Below are 23,950 nucleotides of genomic sequence, written 5' to 3' on the forward strand. Positions count from 1 at the left end.
GTATATAAAAAGTGATATATCAAAATAGTTTATATTTCAAAATATCACCTTTATGCGCTTCCTAGTATTTAAATTTTCTTAAGATTTGCTAAACATTGCATCAGCATATCTTAATGATTCTAAATATATAGATGAAATTATCTCTTTATCTAAATTATAATTTTTATTAAATTTCTCAACTACATCCCAATTACTTAATTCATATTCTTTTACACATTCTAAAGAATCATATAATACTCCCTCTTTATTTATAAATGCCATTTTAACGATTTCAGATAGTTCTAAAGGATCTAAAATTGACAATATATCTTCCTCCAAAATATTATCTATTAATGATAATAATCCAATCATATATGCATCATGCCTCATATAGTTATAATCTAATTTAGTTATGATTTTTTCCATAAATGTTGCCCTAAATAAAGATGCTTTTGCAAACTCATCATTATCCTCGCCTGACATATCACGTAAAAACAAAAGCATTATCCATCTTTGAGTTTCTACAATTCCTAAACGTACTAATGCTTGTTTTACTGAATTAATCTCAGTTCCTCTATAATATATAGATGTATGCATCAAAGATAACAATTTATAGGTCAATCCCGCATCTAATTTTATTATTTCTTCTAAAGCATCAAAATCAGGATTACCTTTTGATATCTCTTCCCATAGACGTGAATAAGACGAGGATGCAATGCTAAGGCTGTCTTTTGATATCATTATAGGTTTACTAAAATAGTAGCCTTGGAATAAGGTATATCCATCTTTCATTGCATTTATATAATCATCCTCTGTTTCAATTCTTTCTGCAACAAGCTTTTTACTATTTTTATATTTCCTAGCTATTTTTCTTCTTTTATATGAATCAAGTAAACTATATTCAACTTTTATAATATCTACATAAGGTAATAATGAATCATAAGTACCATCATCCACAAAATCATCAAGTGCTAATGTATATTTTTTATATTTAAGAAAAGCAACTCTATCTATTAACTCCTGATCCATCTTAGTATTTTCTAAAATCTCAATTATAATGTTCTCGGCATTGAAAAGCAAAGGTATATCAGACATTAATGATTCTTTATTAAAGTTTATAAAACCATACTTTTTCTTAATCAAAGAATATAAATCAAATTCTGATAAAACATTATAAGTTAACTCCCTTGTAGCTTCATCTTCATCAACATTTGCATATCTATTTTCATTACTATTTCTATGTAATAATTCATATCCAAATAGCAATTTATCACTATTAAAAATAGGTTGCCTTGCTATATAAATTTTCATATAAACCCCCAAGCATTTAAATATTTTTCAACTAACATATATATATTAATACATGCATCTACAAAATACCATCAATTTAGACATATTAATTATTTTATATCACATTTGAATAAAATTTTTTAGAATATTAGGCTCTATTAGAAAAAAATAAATATAAAGCCAATAATTGCAATCATTTTGATTATCAACTATTGACTTTATATTTTTAGTAATAAATGTTTTTCCCACACATCTACGATTAGACGAAGTAATGCATTTTTTTATATTTGCTTTACAGAAGAATTACTTATACTTTTGTCTTCACTTCCCATTATAAAAACTCCAAGTCCCATTACTAATGCTCCACCAACCATGTTTCCAAGAGTTACTGCAACTAAGTTGTAAACAGCTCCTGCTAAAGTTGCTCCTTGAATAGCTGGTGATATTAAAGCCACAGAGAATATTGTCATATTTGCAACACTATGCTCAAATCCACTAGTTATAAAAGCAAATAAACATAAAAATACCATAAGTATTTTCGCTGTATCGTCGTTAGTTCTAAATGAACATAAAACTGCTACACAAACTAATATATTACAAAGAACTCCTCTAAAGAATAATGACATAAATGGTGCTGATGCTTTTGCTATGGAAGTTGTTGCAAAAAATTCCATTATGGGGCCTTCATTTACAAGACCTGTTCCAACGAAAAATCCTGCAACTAGTATAGATCCAAGTAAATTTCCAACAAAACTAGATAGCCATACTTTGTTCATATCTCCTGTAGAGACACCTTTATTTAATCTACCTGCAGTCATAACCATATTGTTTCCAGTAAATAATTCTGTTCCTGTCATTATCACTAAGCATAGTGCTACTGCAAATGACAACCCCATTATGATTTTTGTTGCAGGAGAGTTTGCTGCACTTAATAATCCCCCTACTGTAAATATTAATATGATTCCTAATCCCACATATAACCCTGCGAAAGCTGCTGATACTAAGTATTTTAATTTACTTCTATTTAATAAATTAATCTTATTTTTTGCAGCGTTGCTTAATTTTAATACTGTTTCATTATGCATAATAAACCCTCCTGAATTTTTAATATTTTATGCCGCTCCAATAAATATTTTCATTTACTTTAACTATATCTGCAAACTCTACACCTTCTAAAGCCCATTTTTTATATTCCATAAATCCAGTTCTATCAATTATATATCCAATATGCTCTTTACCTCCTGGAGCATCTTTATCTATATATTGTTTAACATATTTATAAGTATTAAGAACAATTTTGATAATTGATTCTTCATCTGCCCAAACTAAAAAATCTTCAGCAAGTCTTGGATTTTTCTTCCCAGTTCTACCCATAATAGCTAATCTATAATATTTATTTTCATCTCTAGTCCATGCACTTGTTGGACAGTTTAGTGTACATTCTCCACATCCTATACATTTGTCGTGATTCCTTACTATTTTGTAGTTTTCCATTTTGAGAGCACCTGTAGAAAGTTTTTCACATTTTTTCACACATGCACCGCAAGATACACATCTATTTTTATCATATAGAGGAAGTGTCATTCCTATTATTCCAAAGTCATGAGTTCTTGCTTTTATACAGTCATTTGGACATCCGGTAAAAGCAATTTTAAAATGTAAATCGTTTGGGAATACTGCCTTTTCCATTTCCTTAGCAAATTCAGTAGTGTTGTATTGTGCCTTTGGACAGACTTTATTTCCTATACAAGCACATATGTTTCTAGTTCCTGCTGCTGGATATCCTGAGTCTTTTGTTTCTTGATTAATATCCATTTTATCTATAACAGGTTGAATGATTTTATTTACTGCTTCCATATCTTCCATTTTGATACCAAGGATTTCAAAACCTTGTCTAGTTGTAATATGAATTTCTCCATTACCAAACTCATTAGCTATTTTTGAAACTGTCATCAAGCTTTCTGAATCTACACATCCTCCAGGAATTCTAACTCTTAGAGAGGTTTCATATTTTTGTTTAGTAATTCTATAAGCATTTTTCATTACTTTTTTAGTATTTACATCTCTTAACATTATCTTTCCCCCTAGTCTATAAGATTTTTCGCATAAGAATAGTCAAATACAGGACCATCTATACAAATATAAGTGTCATCTATTTTACAGTGTCCACATTTACCAACACCACAACACATTTTTCTTTCATAAGAAACCCATATGTTTTTTTCGTCTAAATCTCTTTTTAAAAATTCTCCCACAGTAAACTTCATCATCATTGGCGGTCCAACAACTATGGCAGACATATTGTTTATATCTTCTATATTTAAATGTGGAATGTATTTTGTAACAAGACCTATATTTCCATCGTATCCTTCCTCAGCTCCATCAACTGTTACAAGAATATCTAATTTTTCACTCCATTTTTTTAGATCATCTTTGAACAATACATCTTTGGGAGATTTGAAACCTACTACTAGCTTAAAGCTTTTGCATTTTTCTGGATTATGGTAGAAGTGCTCAACTATTCCTCTTACGGGTGCTAAACCACTTCCTCCAGCAACAACTACAACCTCCCTTCCTTCGTATAAACTTACATCAAAGCCATTTCCATAAGGTCCTCTTATGAAAAATCTATCTCCTACTTTGTAGTTAAATAACTCACTAGTTACTTTTCCCACGTTTCTTATAGTAAAATCTATATAGTTTTCTCCATATCCACTTACTGAAATTGGCGATTCTCCATATTTTGGTATGGATATTTCATAAAATTTTCCTGGAAGTATATTTTTAGTATATGTCTCTACTCTAAAAGTCCATTCAATTTCTGTATGTTTTACTATACTTTTTATTGGTGCTGCTACTGGTATATAAGCATTCATTTACTTTTCCTCCTCATTGACTACTTCTTTTACTTTATCTATACACTTAGAAAATGATATATATTGTGGACATACATCGTCGCATCTTCCACACCCTACACACATGTCATATTCAAATCTTTTGTTAAAGTCGTGAATTTTGTGCATTACTTTAAATCTCATTCTCTCACCTTGTTTTTTTCTAAATGAGTGGCCACCTGCCATATCTGTATACCCATCTACTTGACATGATGCCCATACTCTTCTTCTCTCTCCTACTTTGTCGTTTTCTTTGTAGAAAATATCTTGCATTGTAAAGCAGGTACAAGTTGGACAGACAAAATTACATCTTCCGCAAGCTATACATCTTGCATCATATTCATTCCACATTTCATGTTTTGATAATTGGGCAGCATTTATATTTCTTGGAATCTCCACTGATATGTTATTTAATCTTACATAATCTACTTCAAAGTCACACTCTTTACCATCAAATACATTTAAATCTTCGTCTTTTATATCTAAATAAACTTCTTCTTCTCTTATATTTAATCCCATTGAGTAATTGTCAGCTTTATTTGACTTCATACTTACACAAAAACAATTTCTATAACTTTCTTTGCATCCGATTAGAACAAACTTAACTTTTTCTCTTAGTCTTTCATAAAAGAAATCCTTTTCTACTCCATTGTTTAAGTAAATTTCATCTAATCTTTTTATTCCATTTAAATCACAAGCTCTAAGAAAAACTAATAACTTCTTATCATCTACATCACTTGTTTTAAATTCTTTTTCAGTAAAATAAAAAAGTATTTGATTTATTGGCAATATTACTTCTTTTACAGAAAAATTAGACTTTTTATTAAATTCTATGTCCTCTATTCTTTCAATTTCTTCGTATTTCGTTAAATCCGTATCAGAAAAAGTACCTTTGAAGGGTTTTGTCACCGGTGCTAATATTTTGTATTCTAACTTTAACCTTTCTAAACCTTGATTAAATCTTTGCTTATCTAATTTAATTTTCATATATTCTCCTCCCTTTAACTTGTTAAAAAAATAATAACACGCCATATTACCCAAAATCTATGATATTAATCACATGTTTATGAAGAAATTATGAATTTTATTTTTTAATATAAAAAAGCACCCACCAAAAGGTAGGCACTTATATTTATGTACTTTTAAAATATGATGATAGTTCATCTCTTTTAATATATACTTTTTTATTTTCTATTTTAACTAAATTTTCATCTTTTAAAACTTTCATAGATCTAGATAGAGTTTCTCTTTTACATCCAAGCATATCAGCAATATATGTTATAGTTAAGTTGGCATTAATCAAAGTCCATTCATCTTTTTCTACACCAAATTCTCTACCCATTCTATAAAGTTTTGCAGCAAGCTTTTTGTCCATTCTTATGGATATTGAGTTTTTAAGTTGTCGATAAAGTCTTCTATTAATATTTTGTAAATGATTTAATACGTTTTTAGTTAAAGTAAAATCATTTTCCATAATGTTCATAAAATCCTTAGAATTGCACTCTAGTAAAGTGCTTTTTTCGAATGCTTCACATGATACTGCGCTACTTTTATTTTCATCTATAAAAATATCATTTATCATTTGACCTTTTGGAAGTATAAAGATAATTTTTCTTTCACCACTTTCATTTATTTTAAATAAGGAGATTTTGCCTTCCTTAATAAAATAAATTTTATCAACAATATCTCTTTCATAAAAAAGAATTTCTTTCTTTGACAATTTTCTAGTTATAATTATTTTCTCCAGATTAACCTTACTTTCTTCCTTAATATTTTTAAATACCTCTATATTATTCATATGAGTACCTACTATTCAAATCTATTTTTATGGATTTTATTTTCATCAAATTTATCTATGAATTTATTTTCTTCATCACTATAACCTATTGCTACAAGAGAGTATGGAATTAAATTTTTAGGTAAATTCAAAGTTTCTCTAACTTTATCCATAACCTTACGTTTAGGATGAACTCCTACCCAACAAGAAGCCAATCCTTGATTAGTACATTCTAATAAAATATTTTGTGTACATGCTCCTAAGTCATGTATCCACTTCCCAGGTTTTAAGAATCTTTCTTTGTTTCCTGTAATTGCTATACATAGTTTTGCATCTTTAATATGCTTTGATTTATGATGAGTCTTTGATAAGTTAGATAAAATTTCCTTATCATCTATAACTACAAATTCCCATGGTGAAGAATTCTTTGACGATGGAGCTTGCATAGCTGATTTTAAAATCTCAAATATTTTTTCTTCTTCCACCTCTTCGTCTATATATGTTCTTATTGAACGCCTATTTTTTATAGCTTCTAACATTTTATCCTCCCCCTTAATAGCTTAAAGCTTAATTACAAATTTAAAATCTATTTTTTATTATTCTAACAAATTTATTAAACTTCTAAAATATACTTTTCATATATATCATAACTAAATTAAATGTCTCGGGCAGTTAATATAATAACACTCATAATAAATATAATAATCAGGATTATATTTTACCTCTTTATTATTATTTATAATTCCATCATAACATTTCTTAATTTCTTCAAGTCTGTTTTTTTTCAGAGGTAATATATTCTTTGTAATCCTCATAACTTTCCCAGTCATCAGAATAAAGTTCTTCATTTATTTCCTTTTCAATCTTTTGTGTAATTTCTACTAATTTTTTATTAGCCTTACATACTTGATTCATCTGCTTTAGTGAATAAAAATATTTATTTAGCCACATAGCATCTTCTAAAAGTTTGCTTTTATCATATAGTTGTACGCAATGTTCATAGTCTCCCAAAATAAACATATAATCTGTATTTAATAAAATACAAGCTATCTTTCTTGCTTCCTCTAAATTTCCTGTAATTGCTAATTCTGTACCTAATACGAAGGCAATCTTCTCATTAATTATTATATATTCAAAAGGATATGTATATATGGACTTTAATAATGAAATACCTTCTCTTTGATTATCATTTATTAAGTGACTAACTGCTTCACAATATTTATATTCTTTTCTTGGAGATAACTCATATGCCCTATGAAATAACTTGCATGCTTTTTTATAATTTTTTCTTTCAAAATTTATTCTTCCAAAAGCATAATAAGTTTTATCATAATTTGAATTGCGATTTACGGCTTGAGAAAGTAAATCATATCCTCCATTTTCACTTTCTTTATCACATCCCTCTTCTATTAAAAAGTAGGCAATACAAGTAGCCCATAATGAAAAACTATTATCAGAGAAACTTTCTTTATTTTTAACATAACATTCTTCTAAGATTTCAATTGATTTATTTGTACTTTCTCTAAGTTCAAATATTAACATGGCAAGTAAACAATAGGCTTCTATATTTAATGGATTTTCACTTATTTCTTTTTTAAGAATATCTCTATATTTCGCAAAATAAACAGCACTTTCATCAAGGCATAAATTCCTAATACTATGAAGTTCTTCTTTTATTTTTTCAATTCCATTAATGACTCTCCTTAATGAAGTAATTGTCTATATCTTTTTTATAAGTATAAGTTATTTTCTTAACATAAACTATACAAATTTTGAAATAAGAAAATTTTTCCATTTGTTTATTTACTATTTTCTTGGGTATAAATCTTACATGATTAAAAATTGGAGATGATATTATGGAATTATTTACACCTAGATGTAAAAAAAGAAGTTTACTACTTATAGCAGGATTAGTTTGGATATTTGCTGGTGGTATGGTATCAAAACTTGGATTTAATGTGTTATTTACTTCATCAATACATCCATTTACTTCATCAATACATCCATTTACTTCAATAATGGTTGCTGTTGTTACTTTTTTAATATTTTTTAACTTTATTTTTATAAAGTTAGTTAAAAAACATAAAGTTAGAATTTCTGAAAAAGAACAGGATAAACTATGTTTATTTTCTTTCTTTGATGTTAAAAGTTATGTAATAATGATATTTATGATGGGCCTTGGAATTACTATTAGATCCATTAATTCAATAAATCCACTTTGTTGGGCTGCTATATATATAGGAATAGGCCTTGCTTTACTTAGTGCAGGTGTTGCCTTTATGGTGGAATGGAAAAACTGGAATTAATTTGCTTACTTTATTAAAATCAACATAAAAGCAGGGGGCGTTACATTTTTGTAACGCCCCCTGCTTTATATATTAACTAACACTTATCTTTCTTTTAAAAGCAAATGCATTATCATACAAATACTCTTTTTTATATTTATACATAAAGATTAAAGATACTACCATAGTAGCAACTTCTGCAAAAGGAACGACTAGCCAAACTCCATCTACTCCCATAATTCTAGGTAATACAAATATTCCCATTAGGAAGAAAACAAAAGTTCTTAATAAAGAAAGAATAGCTGATATCTTCCCATTTGAAAAAGCTGTAAACATTCCAGAACCAAATATATTTATTCCTGCGACTAAGAACGCAATTGAAAATATCATAAATCCATTATGACTTATCTCAAATAATGTGCTTCCTTTTGTAGCAAATAAAGTTATTAATATTTCTGACATAGCTCTAGACATTATAAATGTTATTACACCAAATGCTGAAATTATTATAATACTATATTTAAATAATTTTTCTACCTGATTTTCATCTTGTCTTCCATAGTTATAACTAATTCTAGGTGACACACCTGAGGTAAATCCTAAATAAGCTGCATTCAATAAAAATTGTATATAAAGCATAATAGTAATGGCAGCTACTCCTTCTTCACCTAAAAATTTAAGCATAACAATATTAAATAAAAAAGTTGTAAGGCCTGATGATATTTGTGTCACCATTTCTGACACACCATTGAAACAGCTTCTTGAAATAACTTTAAAGTTAAATTTAGGCTTTACAAAGTGTAATAAGTTTTTTTTGTTGAAAAAGTAAATTATACCTACTAAACTTGGTAAAACATATCCTATGCAAGTAGCTAAAGCTGCACCCCTAACCCCCATATTTAACTGAACTATAAATACATAATCTAAAGCTACATTTAAAATTCCACCAGCAACAGAACTTAAAAGCCCTAAATTAGGCACACCAGCCGTTACTAAAAAATAATCAAAATAAAGCTTTAATATTATAAATGGTGTAAAAATTATCATAAAGAATAAATATTCTTTGCAGTAAAAAAATAAAGACTGAGTTGATCCTAGTGCATATATTATGTCGTTCATAAAAATAATACATATTATTTCAACAACAATTCCTACAATAATAGCGCTTATGGTAATAAGGGTAAAGTACTCTCTTGCCTCTTCATTTTTATTTTCTCCCATGGTTTTAGCAACAATTGCACTACCTCCTGTCGCAAACATAACTCCTATTCCTATTAATACATTAATTACAGGATAAACAATATTTGTAGAAGAAAGTGCATTTGCACCTACAAATTTAGATATAAACATCCCATCAACTATAGTATATAATGAAAAAAACATCATCATTATTACAGTTGGCAAAGTATATTTTATTAAAGAAGTCAACGTGACTTTCTTTTCCAATGAATTTTCCATAAAGACCTCCTTGCAATATAAACTCACTTATCTTATAATAAACTATCCTGTTAATGGATAGTCAATAAGGAGGATTGTAAAAATTGAACAACAATATAAAATATTTTTCCACGGGTGAATTTGCAAAACTGTGTAATGTTCACAAAAAAACACTTTTTTACTATGATGAGATAAATTTATTTAAACCAGAAAAAGTTATGCTCACTGGATATAGATATTATTCTGAGTATCAATTAGAAACTTTCAATATTATTTATACTTTAAAAGATATAGGTATGCCTCTAAAGGAAATAAAAGAATATATGGATAATAGAACCCCTGAAAATATGTTAGAACTTTTTGAATATGAAACTAAAGAAATCGAGAAAGAAATAAATAAACTTAAAAGAAAACAAGAAATTATGGCTAACAAAATTAAACTTATTAAAGAAGTAAATAATATAAAGCGTGATGTTTTACTGGAAGAACAAGAAGAAGAATATATTATTTTAAGTGATTTAATAGATAATAATAAATTAAATAGTTTAATTGGTAACAATAAAGATGCTTATGATATTGATGCATATGTTAATCTTTTGAATCTTGCTTATGATAATGATTTGAATTTTGGATATGCTGGAGGTTCTATAAAAACAAAGGAGGATTTACTTCAAAATAATAATTATAGTTATTATTACATAAGAGTAAACAAAAATTGTAATTACGAAAATATTATAGTTAAACCTAAGGGAACTTATTTAGTTGGATACTTAAAGGGCTATTATTCAAAGGCGCCTATTATTTATAAGAAACTTTTACAGTTCATCTATAAAAATGATTTAGAAATAACTGGCTTAGCTTACGAAGATGTTTTAATTGACCAAGTTTGTGTAAAAAATCCTGATAATTTTGTTCTTAAGGTATCTATTCAGGTAAATAAAAAGGATAAAAACTAGAGAATTTTCTCTAGTTTTTATCCTTTTTATTATTATATTGAGTAATCCCAGCCATTGTCATCGTTATAAATCATTAGCTTTGTCATACCACCTTCTATTTTAATATCTTCACCAGTTATAAAACTTGCTTTTTCACTACATAAAAACATAACCATATTAGAAATATCTGAAACTTGACCAACCCTACCTACTGGGTGTTGCAATTTATCTTCTTTTGAATGTTTTACATTATCTTCAGTTTCAATCCAACCAGGACTTATGGAATTAACTCTTACTTTTCCAGATAAGCTTATACTTAAAGCATGAGTTAAAGCACTAATTCCACCTTTTGCTGCGCTATAACTTTCTGTATTAGATTGGGACATATAGGCCCTTGTAGATGAAATATTCACTATGGCGCCATTTTCATTAAAATTATTCATAAACAATTTCGAAAGCATGTATGGTGCACTAACTCCTATTCTTAATACATAATTGAAGTCATCATAGCTACAGTCAGACAAAATTCCTCCCTTACTTATACATGCATTATTAATTAAATAATCTATTTTATTGTATTTTGATAAAACCATATTGACAAACTCTTTTAGTGTTTCTTCCTTTGCAATATCTCCATGACAATATAATAAGTTATTATTTCCATACTTATTAATTAGAGCATTAGCACTATTTTTGTCCATATCTATAAAACAGACTTTTGCTCCTTTTTCTAAAAATGATTCCAATATACCCTTTCCAATTCCATTGGATCCACCTGTTAAAACTACCACCTTATCTTTCATATGTTATTCTCCTTATTAATATAATTCTTATAAATTTTAATGCCCGAAATTATATAATTTATAAGCTTTCTTTATACTTTCCATTAACATAGAATTTATCTAACATATCTAACTTTGATAAAATAAATCCAATAAATCCAGCTAATCCAACGAATAAATCTATCAATAATAATTTATCAGAAATTAAATATAAGCCACCTTTTACTCCAAGTTCAAAGTGTAATTTATTAGCATTACCTAAGTCATCATTACTACTTTCAAAATAAATGGTATTCGCTAAATTTCCTTTAATATAATTATATTTCAAATTTTCTTTGGACTCATTATTTTCATTTGAATAGATTTTTAGCTGCTTTATTTCCCCATATTTTTCATTTAACATATTATCTAATTTATTCTTATATTGTTTTGGATTATTGATATCTGCAATTATTGTATGCAGATCCTTACTTACTTTGTCATATATTTGCGCATGGTAATCAATCATTTTGTTGTTATAAAAAGTCAAACATGCATAAACTACTACACTTACAATTAATATATTTCTAAATAAAATAGTCATCTTATTTTTTATATTATTTTTCTCAAACCAAGTTTGTTTAATAATTCCTTGTAACTCGTCTTCCATTTCTACTCCTCCATCAAATCTGTCAATTGATATTTTAATAGCATCTTCTTGGCTATAACCTTCATCCTTTAACTCTTTCACCGATTCCAATAAATGCTCTTTCATTTCTAACTTAAGGCTTATTGTTTCTTTACTTTTATCCTCTTTATATAAATTATCTAAGTATTCATCTATTTGTTTCATATTTTAATTTTCCTCCCCTAAAAATGAATTCATTATATTTTGAATAAAGTACCACTCTTTCTTTTTTATGGTAAGAGCTTCTTTTCCTTCTTCAGTAATTTTATAATATTTTCGTCTTCCTCCAACTCCCGACTCCGCTCCCAAGTAGGATTCAATCAGCGATTTTGACTCCATACGTTTTAGTGCCAAATACATAGTCCCTTCTTTTAACTCAAATGTATTATTGCATTTTATCCTCACTTTTTTTGCTATTTCATATCCATAACAATCTTCTTTATTTAATATTGATAAAATCAATGTATCTATATGTCCTTTTAGCGCCTCTTTGTTTAATTGCATAATTCACCTTCTTTTAAGTTTATTTAATCATTACTCTATAATGCAATGTATTAATAATATAAATATAATATACAATACTCTGTAATGCAAGGTATTTTTATTCTATTGTATGAAATATATCTGAAACTTTTATTAACCTATTCTTACTCTAACTTTTATAATATTGTAATTTATGCGAATATTAGCAAGTATTGAGTAAATACTAAATTTGACAATACTATATACTTGGAGGAAAATATGAAAAAATTTTTAACATTAACCCTTTGTTTTATTCTACTTTTTACAAATATATCTTACGGTCAACCTAATAACGTTAAAACTGCAATACAAGACCTAGATACTGTAAATAATAGAGTAAATCTTATGATAAAAGAAATTACTGGAGATGAACCTCTAAATATTGATGAATTAACAAAAGATATAAAATTTTGTGAATCTATTTTGGCATCAAACTCTAAACAAATATCAAACGCCTATTCAACAGAAACTAATATACAACTCAGAAGAACATATTCTACAATATTATATGTCATAGCTTTATATGAATTAAGCTTAAGTAGTATGCTGGTGTATATAAATGATGATAGTAAAACTAGTTATTTTATAGATACATGTGCTGTTTTTAAGCAAGGTAATATGTCATTACATGAACTTAAATCAGAAAACAATTAGTATATTCAAATATTATATGTATTAAGACAGCCTTAGATACCAGGAGGAAGTTATGAAGAAAATTATATCACTAACACTTTGTTTTACATTGATCTTCACACATATATCTTACTGTCAAACTAATAATATTTCCGATGCCATAAAGGATTTAAAAATAGTAGGTAATAAAATTAATATTATGATTGATGAAATATCTGGAGATGAACCTTTAGATATGTCTAAGTTTAAAGAAGATGTAAAATATTGTGAATCTATATTGGCATCACGTTCAAATAAAATATCAAAAGACTATTCAAATGAATCTGATATTGAACTTAAAGCTGCTTATTCATCTTTATTGTATGTATCATCTTTATATGCATTAAGTTTAAACAGTATAATAGTATATATACACAATAATAGTAAATCTCATTATTTTATTGACATATGCACAACTTATAGAAATGGAACTCTTGCATTAGATGCAATTAAATCAAACTTTTAAAACTGGTGACTATAAAATCACCAGTTTTATTTTTTATAAACCTTTATTAACACTTATATATCTTATATTTTCACTGTGATATAATTTATTATATATAAAAATTGGGAGGCAATTATAATGGGATTAAATAGTACACCTTCTGCTGAACGTGTTCATATTGGAATATTTGGAAAACGTAATGCAGGAAAATCCAGCGTAATAAATGCAATAACAAACCAAAGTATAGCTATAGTATCTGATATAAAAGGTACTACTACAGATCCAGTATCAAAAGCTATGGAGTTACTACCTTTAGGACCTGTAATAATTATAGATACTCCTGGTCTTGATGATGTGGGAGAACTAGGCAAAATGCGTGTGCAAAAAAGTTATCAAGTTTTAAACAAAACGGATATAGGGATTTTAGTAGTTGACGGAACTTTAGGTGCTACACCAGAGGACGAAGGTTTAATTGCTAGATTTAAAGAAAAAAACATTCCTTACATTATAGTCATGAATAAATTAGATTTAGTAAAAGATAATTCTCCATATATAAATGAAAGTACATATAATCTATCTAACACTATTTGGGTAAGTTCAACTACTAATGAAAATATACATGAATTAAAAGAAATGATAGCTAAGCAAGCTCCTACGGATGAACCTAAGTTTAAAATTGTTGCTGATTTGCTAAATCCTTCTGACTTTGTAGTGTTAGTTGTACCTATTGATAAAGCAGCTCCTAAGGGAAGGCTTATTTTACCTCAACAACAAACTATTCGAGATATCTTAGAAGCCAATGCTACTGCCATCGTAGTTAAAGAGCACGAACTTAAAGAAACCATACAAAATTTGGGTAAAAAGCCGAAGCTAGTTATAACAGATAGCCAAGTATTTGCAAAAGTTTCTGCCGAAACTCCAAAAGATATTTTATTAACTTCATTTTCTATTTTATTTGCCAGATACAAAGGTGATTTAGAAGAAACTATAAAAGGCGTTAGAGCTTTAGAATCTTTAAAAGATAATGACACTATTTTAATTTCTGAAGGATGTACTCATCACCGTCAGTGTGATGATATAGGTAAAGTAAAAATTCCTAGATGGGTAATACAACACACTAATAAACAGCTTAACTTTGAATTTACTAGTGGAACAGAATTTCCTTGTGATTTATCTAAATATAAAATGATTATACATTGTGGTGGATGTACTTTAAATGAAAGAGAAATGAAATATAGAGTAAAATGCGCCAAAGATCAAAATATACCAATAACTAATTACGGAATATTAATATCCTATATACAAGGAATATTAAAAAGAACAGTCGAACCATTCCCTTATATTTCTTACTTGTTAGAAGAAAAATAGGAGGAATACATCATAACTAAAATTAGTTATTTATAGAAATAATAATCTAATTTCACAAATAATATATTTTAGCATATTATAAAGGAGCACTTCAGTTTTATACTGAAATGCTCCTTTATTTATATTACAAATCACTAATAAATTATCTATTAATAATTTTTTTACTAAGTTCCATAATTAAACTTGCAACTACAGCAAGCCCAAATGAAATTCCTAGGCTACTTAGACCAAATGACATTGGTATTGAGAAAATATCTCTCATAAAAGGTAATAATGTTAAAGAAAACATTACTAAACAAACGCCAACTGCACCTAGTGCATATTTATTACTTCTAAATCCTAAACTAAATATTGTTTCAGTATTTGATCTTGCAGCAAATGTTTGAACTATTCTAGATAATGTAAGTGTTGCAAAAGCCATTGCTGTTCCAAGTTCTGGCGAAGTTTGCATTCCTATATATTGTGCTAATATTGTTACCATACCTATTACACTACCTCTAAATGCTACTGACTTTAAAGTTCCTCCTGCTAATATACTTTCATCTGGATGTCTTGGTGGATTTTTCATTATACCTTTTTCTGGTTGCTCAAATCCTAATGCTATAGCTGGTAGAGAATCCGTTACTAAGTTAATAAATAACAATTGTATTGTAGTAAATGGATTTGACCAATCTGCAATAACTGCAAACAATATGGCAATTATACCACCTAAATTTCCCGAAAATAAATATGTGATTGATTTTTTAATATTATTGTAAACTGTTCTACCTACCTCGATGGCATTTACTATAGTAGCAAAGTTGTCATCTAAAAGTACCATGGCAGACGCATCTTTTGCAACTTCTGTTCCACTTCCCATGCCTATACCTATGTCTGCTTGCTTAAGTGCTGGGGCATCGTTGACACCATCTCCTGTCATGGCAGTAATTTTATTTTTTTTCTGCCAAGCTTTAACTATTCTTATTTTATTTTCAGGAGAAACTCTAGCGTAAACTGAAATATGTTCTAGTTTTTCATCTAGTTCTTCATCAGTTAAATCATCTAACTCCTTACCTGTAAGGGCTAAATCATCATCTTCCATTATTCCTATATCTCTACCTATAGCTGCTGCAGTAGTTTTATGATCCCCAGTTATCATTACTGTTTTTATGCCTGATTCTTTAGATTCTTTTACCGCTTCATAAACTTCTTTTCTAGGTGGGTCAATCATTGCCATTAATCCTATTAAAGTAAGTTCATCTTCATCTTCTAAAGTTGGTACAAAGTTTTCATCTTTAATTTTTTTTGTAGCAAATGCTAAAACTCTTAATGCTTTATTTGAAAAATCTTCGTTTGCTTTTTTAAATTCATTTATAATATCATCATTTATTGCTACTACATCTCCACCATCTAATGCATATTTACATCTGCTAAAAATCACATCTGGTGCACCTTTTGTAAACATGTATATATTATTATCTACTTTGTTTATTGTAGACATTAATTTTCTATCACTATCAAAAGGTAGCTCATTTAATCTATTGCATTTTTCTCTTAATGTTTTATAGTTTATGTTGTTTTTCTCTGCATGATTTATAAGAGCAACCTCTGTTGGGTCTCCTATTTCCACACCATCTTCTGTTACATCTGAGTCATTACATAAAGTTGATGCTAGAGTTAATGCTATTTCACTTTCATTAAGTTCACTAGTCGATGCTATGTCATCGTTGCTAGATAATGCTATTTCTTCATCTATATTAGTAGCTAAAACTTTTTCTTTATCACCATACATATAAAAGTCAACAACAGTCATTTTGTTTTGTGTGAGTGTTCCGGTTTTATCTGTACATATTACACTTGTTGAACCTAAAGTTTCAACAGCTGGTAACTTTCTTATAACGGCTTGTTTTTTAGCCATTGTATTTGTTCCTTTTGCTAAAACAATTGTTACTATGGAAGACAATGCTTCTGGTATGGCTGCAACTGCTATGGCAATGGCAAACATAAATGAATCTGCTATATTTGCTCCTCTAATAACTTGAACTAAGAAAATTAAACCTGCTAATATAACTATACCTACACCAAGTTTTTTACCAAATTCATCAAGTTTCTTTTGCAGTGGTGTTTCTTTATTTTCTGCGTTATCTAGTAAGTCTGCTATTTTTCCTATTTCACTTTTCATTCCACAGGCTGTAACTACATAAGTAGCTCTACCATAAACTACCATAGAACCACTAAATACCATATTCTTCTGATCACCTATGGCACACTCTTCATCTATTTTATTTTCATGTTTTAAGACTGGTTCACTTTCTCCTGTTAACATTCCTTCTACCACTTTAAAAGTCTGAGCTTCTATTATTCTTCCATCTGCTGGCACATAATCTCCAGCTTCCAAAACAACGATATCTCCCTCAACTAAATCTTTTGATGGAACTGCAATTTTGATTCCATCTCTAATTACTTTTGCATTTGGTACAGATAATTGTTTTAAACTATCTAGAGATCCTTCCGCTTTTTTAGTTTGAACTACTCCTAGAATAGAGTTTAATATAAGTACTGCAAAAATAATTACTGATTCTACTACTTCTCCTAAAAATATTTGAACCAAGGCTGCAATTAAAAGTATTACTACTAATGGATCTTTAAAACTATCTAAAAACAGCTTCCAAGTTGGTACCTTTTCCTTTTCTTTTAGTTCATTTGATCCATTTTGTTTTAGTCTTTTCATAACTTCCATTTGAGATAATCCATCTAGGCTACTCTTAAAATGTCCAATTGTTTTTTCACTCGTTTCCTTATAAAACATACCATTTCCTCCCATTATTATGAAATTCATTTTTTGAATTAATATAAATACTACTAAATTTTGTTAAAGTGATAATTTGCAATAAAAAAAGACCAGCAAAGTAGATAGGACTACTCTGAAGGTCTTGCTAACAAGTTTAAACTCGCTAATCAACCGGGATTTTACTCCGTTCTGACGACTGATTATCACAATAATGTGAAAGCTACTCCCCTTCGTGGGAATTTCTTTATTTGTTAATTATTATAAACATAAATGAACACTTATGCAAGTTTTTATTTGTTAATTATTTTTTACTTTACTTATGCTTTATTTTATCTCCTTAATTTTATACTTCTTGTTTTAAGCAAGATTTTAAATCATCATCTGGTGTACTTATTGTTCTTAAATCAAAAGTATCAACTAAATATTGAAGTACATTAGGACTTAAAAATGCTGGAAGCGTTGGTCCTAAGTATATCCCCTTTATTCCTAGAGACAACAATGCAAGTAAATCTGCTACTGCTTTTTGCTCATACCAAGATATAATTAGTGATAATGGTAATCCGTTTACATCAGTTTCAAAAGCATCTGCTAATGCTGTTGCTATCCTAACTGCTGAATAAGCATCGTTACACTGACCCACATCTAAAAGTCTTGGAAGACCTGCAACCTCACCAAAGTCTAATTTATTAAATCTGTATTTTCCACAAGCTAAGGTTAATATTACACAGTCCTCAGGAACTTTTTCTGCAAATTCAGTATAATAGTTTCTGCCTGGTCTTGCACCATCGCATCCACCTATTAAGAAGAAATGTCTTATTTTTCCATCTTTTACTGCATTAACAATTGTTTCTGCATGAGAAAGTGTTGCATGGTGTCCAAATCCAACTAAAATTTCATGTGGCTCTTGGTCTTCTTCATACCCACCAAGTTCCAATGCTTTTTCTATAATTAGACTAAAATCTTTTTTACCGTCTTTTCCTACTCCTATATACTGAACTCCATCCCATCCAACAACACTTGTTGTAAATATTCTATCTTTGTAAGACTCTCTTGGTTTCATCAAACAATTCGTAGTCATAAGTACACAACCTGGAATATTATCGAATTCTTTTTGCTGATCTTGCCAGGCTCCACCAAAATTTCCAACAAGATGATCATATTTTTTAAGCTCTGGATATCCGTGACATGGAATCATTTCACCATGAGTGTATATGTTAATACCTTTACCTTCAGTTTGTTCTAATAACATTTGTAGATCCCATAAATCATGACCTGATACTACTATAAATGGCCCTTTTTTCAAATGAACATTTACTTTATTAGGTTCTGGATTTTTATAAGTCTTTGTGTTTGCTTCATCAAGCTTTTTCATAACAGCTACACTCATTTCACCAGTTCTCATAGTCCATCTGATTAAATCCTCTACACTTAAATTATCATCAGTTGTAGCTTCTAGTGCCCTTACATAAAAGTTATCAACTTCATCGTCAAAATATCCCAGTTCTCTTGCTTGATGCCCGTAGGCTGATATACCTTTTAGTCCATATACTATAGTTTGTCGTAGAGAGCGAATATCTGGATCCAATTCTCCATTATACATTATACCTGCTTTTTTTGAATCCTTAAGCATTTCTGCTTTTGTTTCACTTAAGTTATATGTAGCATGTTCTGTATCATTTTTAATTTTTCCTATTTTTTTTCTTAATGACTCTTTTATTTTTTGAGATTCTTTTAACATTTTTACATGAACTTCAGCATCAAAGTTTACATTTGTTAAAGTTGTAAATAAAGAATTTTCAATAAAACTTACTATATTCTTATCTACATTTTCTCCTTTTTCAACTATTTCTTTTGCATAACAACTTATGCCTTTTATTTGGTAAATAAGTAAATCCTGAAGATTTGCAACTTCTGGTGTTTTACCGCATACCCCTATTTTTGTGCATCCTTTCCCTCCTACTGTTTGTTCACACTGATAACAGAACATAGGATATTCCATTGACATATTATTTCCCATTTTCTTACCTCCAAAAGTTTTATTCATACTATAGTCTTCACTAAATTTCTAAAAAATATAGTTACTTATTTAATAGTTTGAAGGTTTTCATAATCAAGAAATTAGTTTTTGAGTCCAAAGAGATTTACAATTTCAATATAAGGTATAAATTTTTTAAATTTAACCTTTTATTTCATATGTCATCTATGGGACTATTAATTTCTAGATATGGCTAAATTCTATATATATATATATATATATATATATATATCCATAGCCTCTTTAAAATAATGTCCTCTTTAGAGTGTATTACTATAAGTTGCATTTTTATCTCTTGTAATCTTACTAAATTTTATTATTTAATCGTAATTTATCTTCTTCTGTATTTATTCGCATCCTCTTCTGTAATTTTTCTTAAAACTTTACAAGGATTTCCAACCGCTATAACTCCTTCTGGTATATCTTTGTTCACTACACTGCCTGCCCCTATGACTGAATTATCTCCTATTTTAACACCTGGCAATATAGTAGCTCCTGCTCCAATCCAAACATTATTTCCAACTGTTATAGGCCATGCAATTTCTAGCCCCATATTTCTTTGATCTACATCCAATGGATGTCCAGCAGTGGAAAAACAACAATTTGGTGCAATAAACACATTATCTCCAAATTTAACTTTTGCTCCATCTAAAATTACACAATTATGATTTGTATAAAAGTTTTCGCCAATTTCAATATTATATCCATAGTCGCACCAAAATGGCGCTGTAATAACATAGTTTCCTTTTACCTTTCCTAATATTTTATTCATTATTTTTTCTTGTTCTTCTTTTTTAGAAGGTAAAATTTGATTATATTGGCAACATAAATCCTTACAATAATTTCTATCCTTAATTAGTTTTTCATCATAGTTTGCATCATATAAATATCCCTTTTCAGCTTTTTCTTTTTCTGTCATATTACCCCTCCACATATTATAATTTTTATTACTTAATTATCCTTCAAATTTCATTTTTAAGTCAAGTTTTACCTAATCTATATTAGTAACATTTAATTACAAAAAATACCTGTTAATTTACAATACGTTATGACGTATATACTATTATAATAAAGAAAGGAGCCATTAATGATAAAAAGAATAGGATTATTTACTCCCTTTGCAATTCTTGTAATAATGGGACTCTTAACACATGAGAAATTTTATAAGTTAGCAGGAATGAATATGCAAGAGGCGGGGTACTTAGGCATCATCAATACATTTATTTTATTTCCCATAGTATTTTTAATATATGGTCTATATTGTGCCGTATGTGGAAAAGATGCTCTGTTTTCTGTTATAGCAACTTTTATTCTTTATATGTTTATAATATTTAAATCTTATGTGAAATACATACAATTTTCACTTTGTTTAATCAGCATTAATATTTTTTTAATCTCTTATTTTATAATGAGAATGCACTTAAATCAGAAGAGAATTTAATAAGGTATAAAAAATCCAGTAGGAAACTTACTGGATTTTTTAACTTCCTTTTTTCTATTATTTATTTTTTAGGTGTATACATACATTTATTCAAAATTCACGTTAGTAGCAGTTAAAGTAAAAAAATCATAGTCATATTCATTGCTATCACTGATTCCTATGCCAAACTCATATCCTTCTTTTGTTATATATATTTCATAATAAATTCCCCTCATTTTAATTTTTTCTTCTAATTTTATTTAGTAATAAGTATAACATTTGTACATGTTACAAAATACAATCATACCTTTGCATACATTTCATTTTCGTAATATTTATGGAAAAGTATGGAATCTAGTACTATAATATAAATTGTTTTAAAATAATAAATCTAAAAAATAATATGAGGTGATATTATGAGAAATAATATATTAAAAAAAGTTATGATTACAGGATTAGTATCGACTGTTTGTATGGGAGGAGTATTTACGGGAAATTTCCATACAAAAAATGGTAATTACGTATCTACTGCTTATGCAGCTGCAATTAAGGAAACTGTTTATTCAGCAAAAGGTACTGCTAAATCAAGTCTTAATATAAGAAAGGGCCCTAACACTACTTATACTAAAGTTGGCTCTTTAAAGAAAAATGCTAAGTTTACTATTGTTGCTAAAACGGATAATAATTGGTATAAAATTAAGTTTAACAAAGGTTACGGATATGTTTCTTCTCAATATATAACTATTGCAATTAATAAACCTGAGCCAAGCGAGACTCCTTACTCTGTAGCTGGTACTACAAATGATAATCTTAATGTTAGAAAAGGCCCTGATACTACTTATGCTAAGGTAGGCTCTTTAAAGAAAAATACTAAAGTTACTATTGTTGCTAAATCTTCTAACAACTGGTATAAAATTAAACTTAATAGTGGTTACGGATATGTTTCTTCTCAATATATAACTATTGCAAATAACAAACCTGATCCAAGTGAGACTCCTTACTCTGAAGCTGGTACTGTAAATGATAGCCTTAATGTTAGAAAAGGCCCTGATGCTACTTATGCTAAAGTTGGCTCTTTAAAGAAAAATGCTAAGGTTACTATTGTTGCTAAAACGGATAATAATTGGTTTAAAATCAAATTTAATAATGGTTATGGATATATTTCTTCTCAATACATAACTATTGCAAATAATAAACCGGATCCAAATGAAACTCCTTACTCTGAAACCGGTACTGTAAATGATAGCCTTAATATTAGAAAAGGCCCTAATACTACTTATGCTAAAGTTGGCTCTTTAAAGAAGAATGCTAAGGTTACTATTGTTGCTAAAACGGATAATAATTGGTTTAAAATCAAATTTAATAATGGTTATGGATATGTTTCTTCTCAATACATAACTATTACAACTAATAAACCTGGCACAAACGAAACTCCTTGCTTTGCAGCTGCCGCTATTACTAGCAACATTAATGTTAGAAAAGGCCCTAATACTAGTTATGCCAAGATCGGCTCTTTAAAGAAAAATGCTAAAGTCAGTATTGTTGCTATAACTTCAAATAATTGGTATAAAATTAAATTTAACAGTGGCTATGCTTATGTTTCTTCTCAATATGTAACTCTTACTGAAGTTGAAGAGTTAGAATACTCGGCTACCGCTTCTATTTTATCTAGTGTTTATGTAAGAACAGGACCTAACACTAATTATGAAAAAATTGATTCAGTAAAAAAAGATGCTAAAGTAGATATCGTTGCTATAACTTCTAATGGTTGGTGTAAAATTAAATATAATAACAAATTCGGATATATTTATGGTGGATATGTTGATATTTTAACTAAATAAAAGAATAAAAAGTAGCACTTTATCTTAAAATAAAGTGCTACTTTTTATATTATCAATCTTATAATCAGATATTATAATTTGTTTATCATATATAATAAATTATAATTGCTTAGGTACATCTATTGTTATTTTTTTACACTCACTACAATAATATCCTTCTACTTTTGAGTCCATCCACTCTAAAATTATAATTCCTTTTATAAAAGTAGATAAAATTGCACCCTTATCTTTTTCCTTTGGAATCCATTTAACCGAATCTCTTCCTCCACGTATAACCCCCAACACCATGTCATTATTGCAATATGGGCATTTCATATATATTCTCCTCTTAAGTATATTTTTAGTTATAATATATTTTCTAAATATTTTTTAGTTATTAATCCCAATTATATATATTCCATTTTTTATTTTTATGTTCAATTGTTCCCTTTATTTTCGCTTTGTACTTGTTACGTTCCAGATTATTGTACATATCATACATATCCCCATAGTGACCAATAACATAATAGTCTACTCTAATAGATCTCTCATATTTATAAATGTTTGAAAAATCAATCAAAAGCCCTTTATTGATTAATTGAAAGATTTCATTTTTTATTTCTTCGTCCATTGGATATATTTTTCTCCTTTTATTTGTAGAAAAACTGTCTATAATCTTATTTGCAATTATATCTTTGAATACTAACATATTCTTGCAATATAATTTACAATACCATCCATCATCATGAGCAAGATAAACAAAATTATTATTAATTCTATTAAAAAATGGGGATTTTAAAGGTTTTCCAAAATGTGATAAATACAGAAACTCTGCCTTTTCCTCAGGTGTAC

The 23,950-nt window shown here is 28.4% G+C and carries 24 protein-coding genes; 6 read left to right on the forward strand and 18 right to left on the reverse strand.

What is annotated here, in order from left to right:
* Nucleotides 1-78 precede the first annotated feature (78 nt).
* The 8 genes from K0039_RS01430 to K0039_RS01465 all read right to left on the reverse strand — a co-directional run bounded on the left by K0039_RS01430 (nt 79) and on the right by K0039_RS01465 (nt 7,482).
* Nucleotides 79-1,290 carry an EAL and HDOD domain-containing protein gene (locus K0039_RS01430; protein WP_228103282.1) on the reverse strand — a complete coding sequence of 404 codons (1,212 nt, stop codon included), beginning with the start codon at nt 1,288-1,290 and terminating at the stop codon, nt 79-81.
* Between the two features lie 260 nt (nt 1,291-1,550).
* Nucleotides 1,551-2,354: a formate/nitrite transporter family protein gene (locus tag K0039_RS01435; protein ID WP_228103283.1), complete on the reverse strand. Its 804-nt coding sequence runs from the start codon at nt 2,352-2,354 to the stop codon at nt 1,551-1,553.
* A 19-nt stretch (nt 2,355-2,373) separates the two neighbouring features.
* Nucleotides 2,374-3,342 (reverse strand): sulfite reductase subunit C, encoded by a 969-nt coding sequence (gene asrC / locus K0039_RS01440; protein WP_228103284.1) that lies wholly within the window; start codon nt 3,340-3,342, stop codon nt 2,374-2,376.
* 11 nt (nt 3,343-3,353) lie between these two features.
* Entirely contained in the window at nt 3,354-4,145 is a 792-nt protein-coding gene (asrB, locus tag K0039_RS01445; protein WP_228103285.1) for an anaerobic sulfite reductase subunit AsrB, read from the reverse strand.
* The gene (gene asrA / locus K0039_RS01450; RefSeq protein ID WP_228103286.1) at nt 4,146-5,150 is read right to left on the reverse strand and encodes an anaerobic sulfite reductase subunit AsrA; all 1,005 of its coding nucleotides are present in this window, start codon (nt 5,148-5,150) and stop codon (nt 4,146-4,148) included.
* Between the two features lie 145 nt (nt 5,151-5,295).
* Complete coding sequence (locus tag K0039_RS01455; protein WP_228103287.1) at nt 5,296-5,961, reverse strand: Crp/Fnr family transcriptional regulator; 666 nt, start codon at nt 5,959-5,961, stop codon at nt 5,296-5,298.
* Nucleotides 5,962-5,972: 11 nt separating this feature from the next.
* Nucleotides 5,973-6,479: a nitroreductase family protein gene (locus K0039_RS01460; protein ID WP_228103288.1), complete on the reverse strand. Its 507-nt coding sequence runs from the start codon at nt 6,477-6,479 to the stop codon at nt 5,973-5,975.
* A 229-nt stretch (nt 6,480-6,708) separates the two neighbouring features.
* A complete protein-coding gene (locus K0039_RS01465; RefSeq protein ID WP_228103289.1) occupies nt 6,709-7,482 on the reverse strand; it encodes a tetratricopeptide repeat protein in 774 nt (257 codons plus the stop codon).
* Between the two features lie 314 nt (nt 7,483-7,796).
* Between K0039_RS01465 and K0039_RS01470 the strand changes: the two genes are divergently transcribed.
* Nucleotides 7,797-8,246, forward strand: a complete 450-nt coding sequence (locus K0039_RS01470; protein WP_228103290.1) for a hypothetical protein — start codon at nt 7,797-7,799, stop codon at nt 8,244-8,246.
* 72 nt (nt 8,247-8,318) lie between these two features.
* On the opposite strand, the gene K0039_RS01475 is transcribed toward K0039_RS01470, so the two are convergent.
* Nucleotides 8,319-9,683, reverse strand: a complete 1,365-nt coding sequence (locus tag K0039_RS01475; RefSeq protein ID WP_228103291.1) for an MATE family efflux transporter — start codon at nt 9,681-9,683, stop codon at nt 8,319-8,321.
* A gap of 83 nt (nt 9,684-9,766) precedes the next feature.
* Between K0039_RS01475 and K0039_RS01480 the strand changes: the two genes are divergently transcribed.
* The gene (locus K0039_RS01480) at nt 9,767-10,618 is read left to right on the forward strand and encodes a MerR family transcriptional regulator (RefSeq protein WP_228103292.1); all 852 of its coding nucleotides are present in this window, start codon (nt 9,767-9,769) and stop codon (nt 10,616-10,618) included.
* A gap of 32 nt (nt 10,619-10,650) precedes the next feature.
* Here the strand turns inward: K0039_RS01480 and K0039_RS01485 are convergent, their stop codons facing one another.
* The 3 genes from K0039_RS01485 to K0039_RS01495 are packed head-to-tail and all read right to left on the reverse strand — an operon-like array spanning nt 10,651 to nt 12,550.
* Nucleotides 10,651-11,400 (reverse strand): SDR family oxidoreductase, encoded by a 750-nt coding sequence (locus tag K0039_RS01485; RefSeq protein WP_228103293.1) that lies wholly within the window; start codon nt 11,398-11,400, stop codon nt 10,651-10,653.
* A gap of 58 nt (nt 11,401-11,458) precedes the next feature.
* Complete coding sequence (locus K0039_RS01490) at nt 11,459-12,211, reverse strand: permease prefix domain 1-containing protein (protein ID WP_228103294.1); 753 nt, start codon at nt 12,209-12,211, stop codon at nt 11,459-11,461.
* A 3-nt stretch (nt 12,212-12,214) separates the two neighbouring features.
* Nucleotides 12,215-12,550: a PadR family transcriptional regulator gene (locus tag K0039_RS01495; protein ID WP_228103295.1), complete on the reverse strand. Its 336-nt coding sequence runs from the start codon at nt 12,548-12,550 to the stop codon at nt 12,215-12,217.
* A 237-nt stretch (nt 12,551-12,787) separates the two neighbouring features.
* Here K0039_RS01495 and K0039_RS01500 point away from each other — a divergent pair, with 237 nt between their 5' ends.
* From K0039_RS01500 to hydF, 3 genes are all read left to right on the forward strand, one after another.
* On the forward strand, nt 12,788-13,222 hold the full coding sequence (locus K0039_RS01500; RefSeq protein WP_228103296.1) for a hypothetical protein: 435 nt from the start codon (nt 12,788-12,790) through the stop codon (nt 13,220-13,222).
* A gap of 52 nt (nt 13,223-13,274) precedes the next feature.
* Complete coding sequence (locus tag K0039_RS01505) at nt 13,275-13,706, forward strand: hypothetical protein (RefSeq protein WP_228103297.1); 432 nt, start codon at nt 13,275-13,277, stop codon at nt 13,704-13,706.
* 117 nt (nt 13,707-13,823) lie between these two features.
* Entirely contained in the window at nt 13,824-15,053 is a 1,230-nt protein-coding gene (gene hydF, locus K0039_RS01510; RefSeq protein ID WP_228103298.1) for a [FeFe] hydrogenase H-cluster maturation GTPase HydF, read from the forward strand.
* 142 nt (nt 15,054-15,195) lie between these two features.
* Here hydF and K0039_RS01515 read toward each other — a convergent pair whose 3' ends face one another.
* The 4 genes from K0039_RS01515 to K0039_RS21885 all read right to left on the reverse strand — a co-directional run bounded on the left by K0039_RS01515 (nt 15,196) and on the right by K0039_RS21885 (nt 21,514).
* Entirely contained in the window at nt 15,196-17,841 is a 2,646-nt protein-coding gene (locus K0039_RS01515) for a cation-translocating P-type ATPase (protein ID WP_228103299.1), read from the reverse strand.
* A gap of 325 nt (nt 17,842-18,166) precedes the next feature.
* Nucleotides 18,167-19,840, reverse strand: a complete 1,674-nt coding sequence (gene hcp / locus K0039_RS01520) for a hydroxylamine reductase (protein WP_228103300.1) — start codon at nt 19,838-19,840, stop codon at nt 18,167-18,169.
* A 349-nt stretch (nt 19,841-20,189) separates the two neighbouring features.
* Nucleotides 20,190-20,777 carry a sugar O-acetyltransferase gene (locus tag K0039_RS01525; RefSeq protein WP_228103301.1) on the reverse strand — a complete coding sequence of 196 codons (588 nt, stop codon included), beginning with the start codon at nt 20,775-20,777 and terminating at the stop codon, nt 20,190-20,192.
* 608 nt (nt 20,778-21,385) lie between these two features.
* Nucleotides 21,386-21,514 carry a hypothetical protein gene (locus K0039_RS21885; protein ID WP_265589382.1) on the reverse strand — a complete coding sequence of 43 codons (129 nt, stop codon included), beginning with the start codon at nt 21,512-21,514 and terminating at the stop codon, nt 21,386-21,388.
* A 180-nt stretch (nt 21,515-21,694) separates the two neighbouring features.
* Here K0039_RS21885 and K0039_RS01530 point away from each other — a divergent pair, with 180 nt between their 5' ends.
* Nucleotides 21,695-23,119, forward strand: a complete 1,425-nt coding sequence (locus K0039_RS01530; RefSeq protein WP_228103302.1) for an SH3 domain-containing protein — start codon at nt 21,695-21,697, stop codon at nt 23,117-23,119.
* Nucleotides 23,120-23,218: 99 nt separating this feature from the next.
* Here the strand turns inward: K0039_RS01530 and K0039_RS01535 are convergent, their stop codons facing one another.
* A complete protein-coding gene (locus K0039_RS01535) occupies nt 23,219-23,434 on the reverse strand; it encodes a PF20097 family protein (protein ID WP_228103303.1) in 216 nt (71 codons plus the stop codon).
* A gap of 61 nt (nt 23,435-23,495) precedes the next feature.
* Nucleotides 23,496-23,807: a hypothetical protein gene (locus K0039_RS01540; RefSeq protein ID WP_228103304.1), complete on the reverse strand. Its 312-nt coding sequence runs from the start codon at nt 23,805-23,807 to the stop codon at nt 23,496-23,498.
* Nucleotides 23,808-23,950 lie beyond the last annotated feature (143 nt).

It is taken from the genome of Terrisporobacter mayombei (assembly GCF_020748465.1).
GTDB classification, from domain to species: Bacteria; Bacillota; Clostridia; order Peptostreptococcales; family Peptostreptococcaceae; genus Terrisporobacter; species Terrisporobacter mayombei.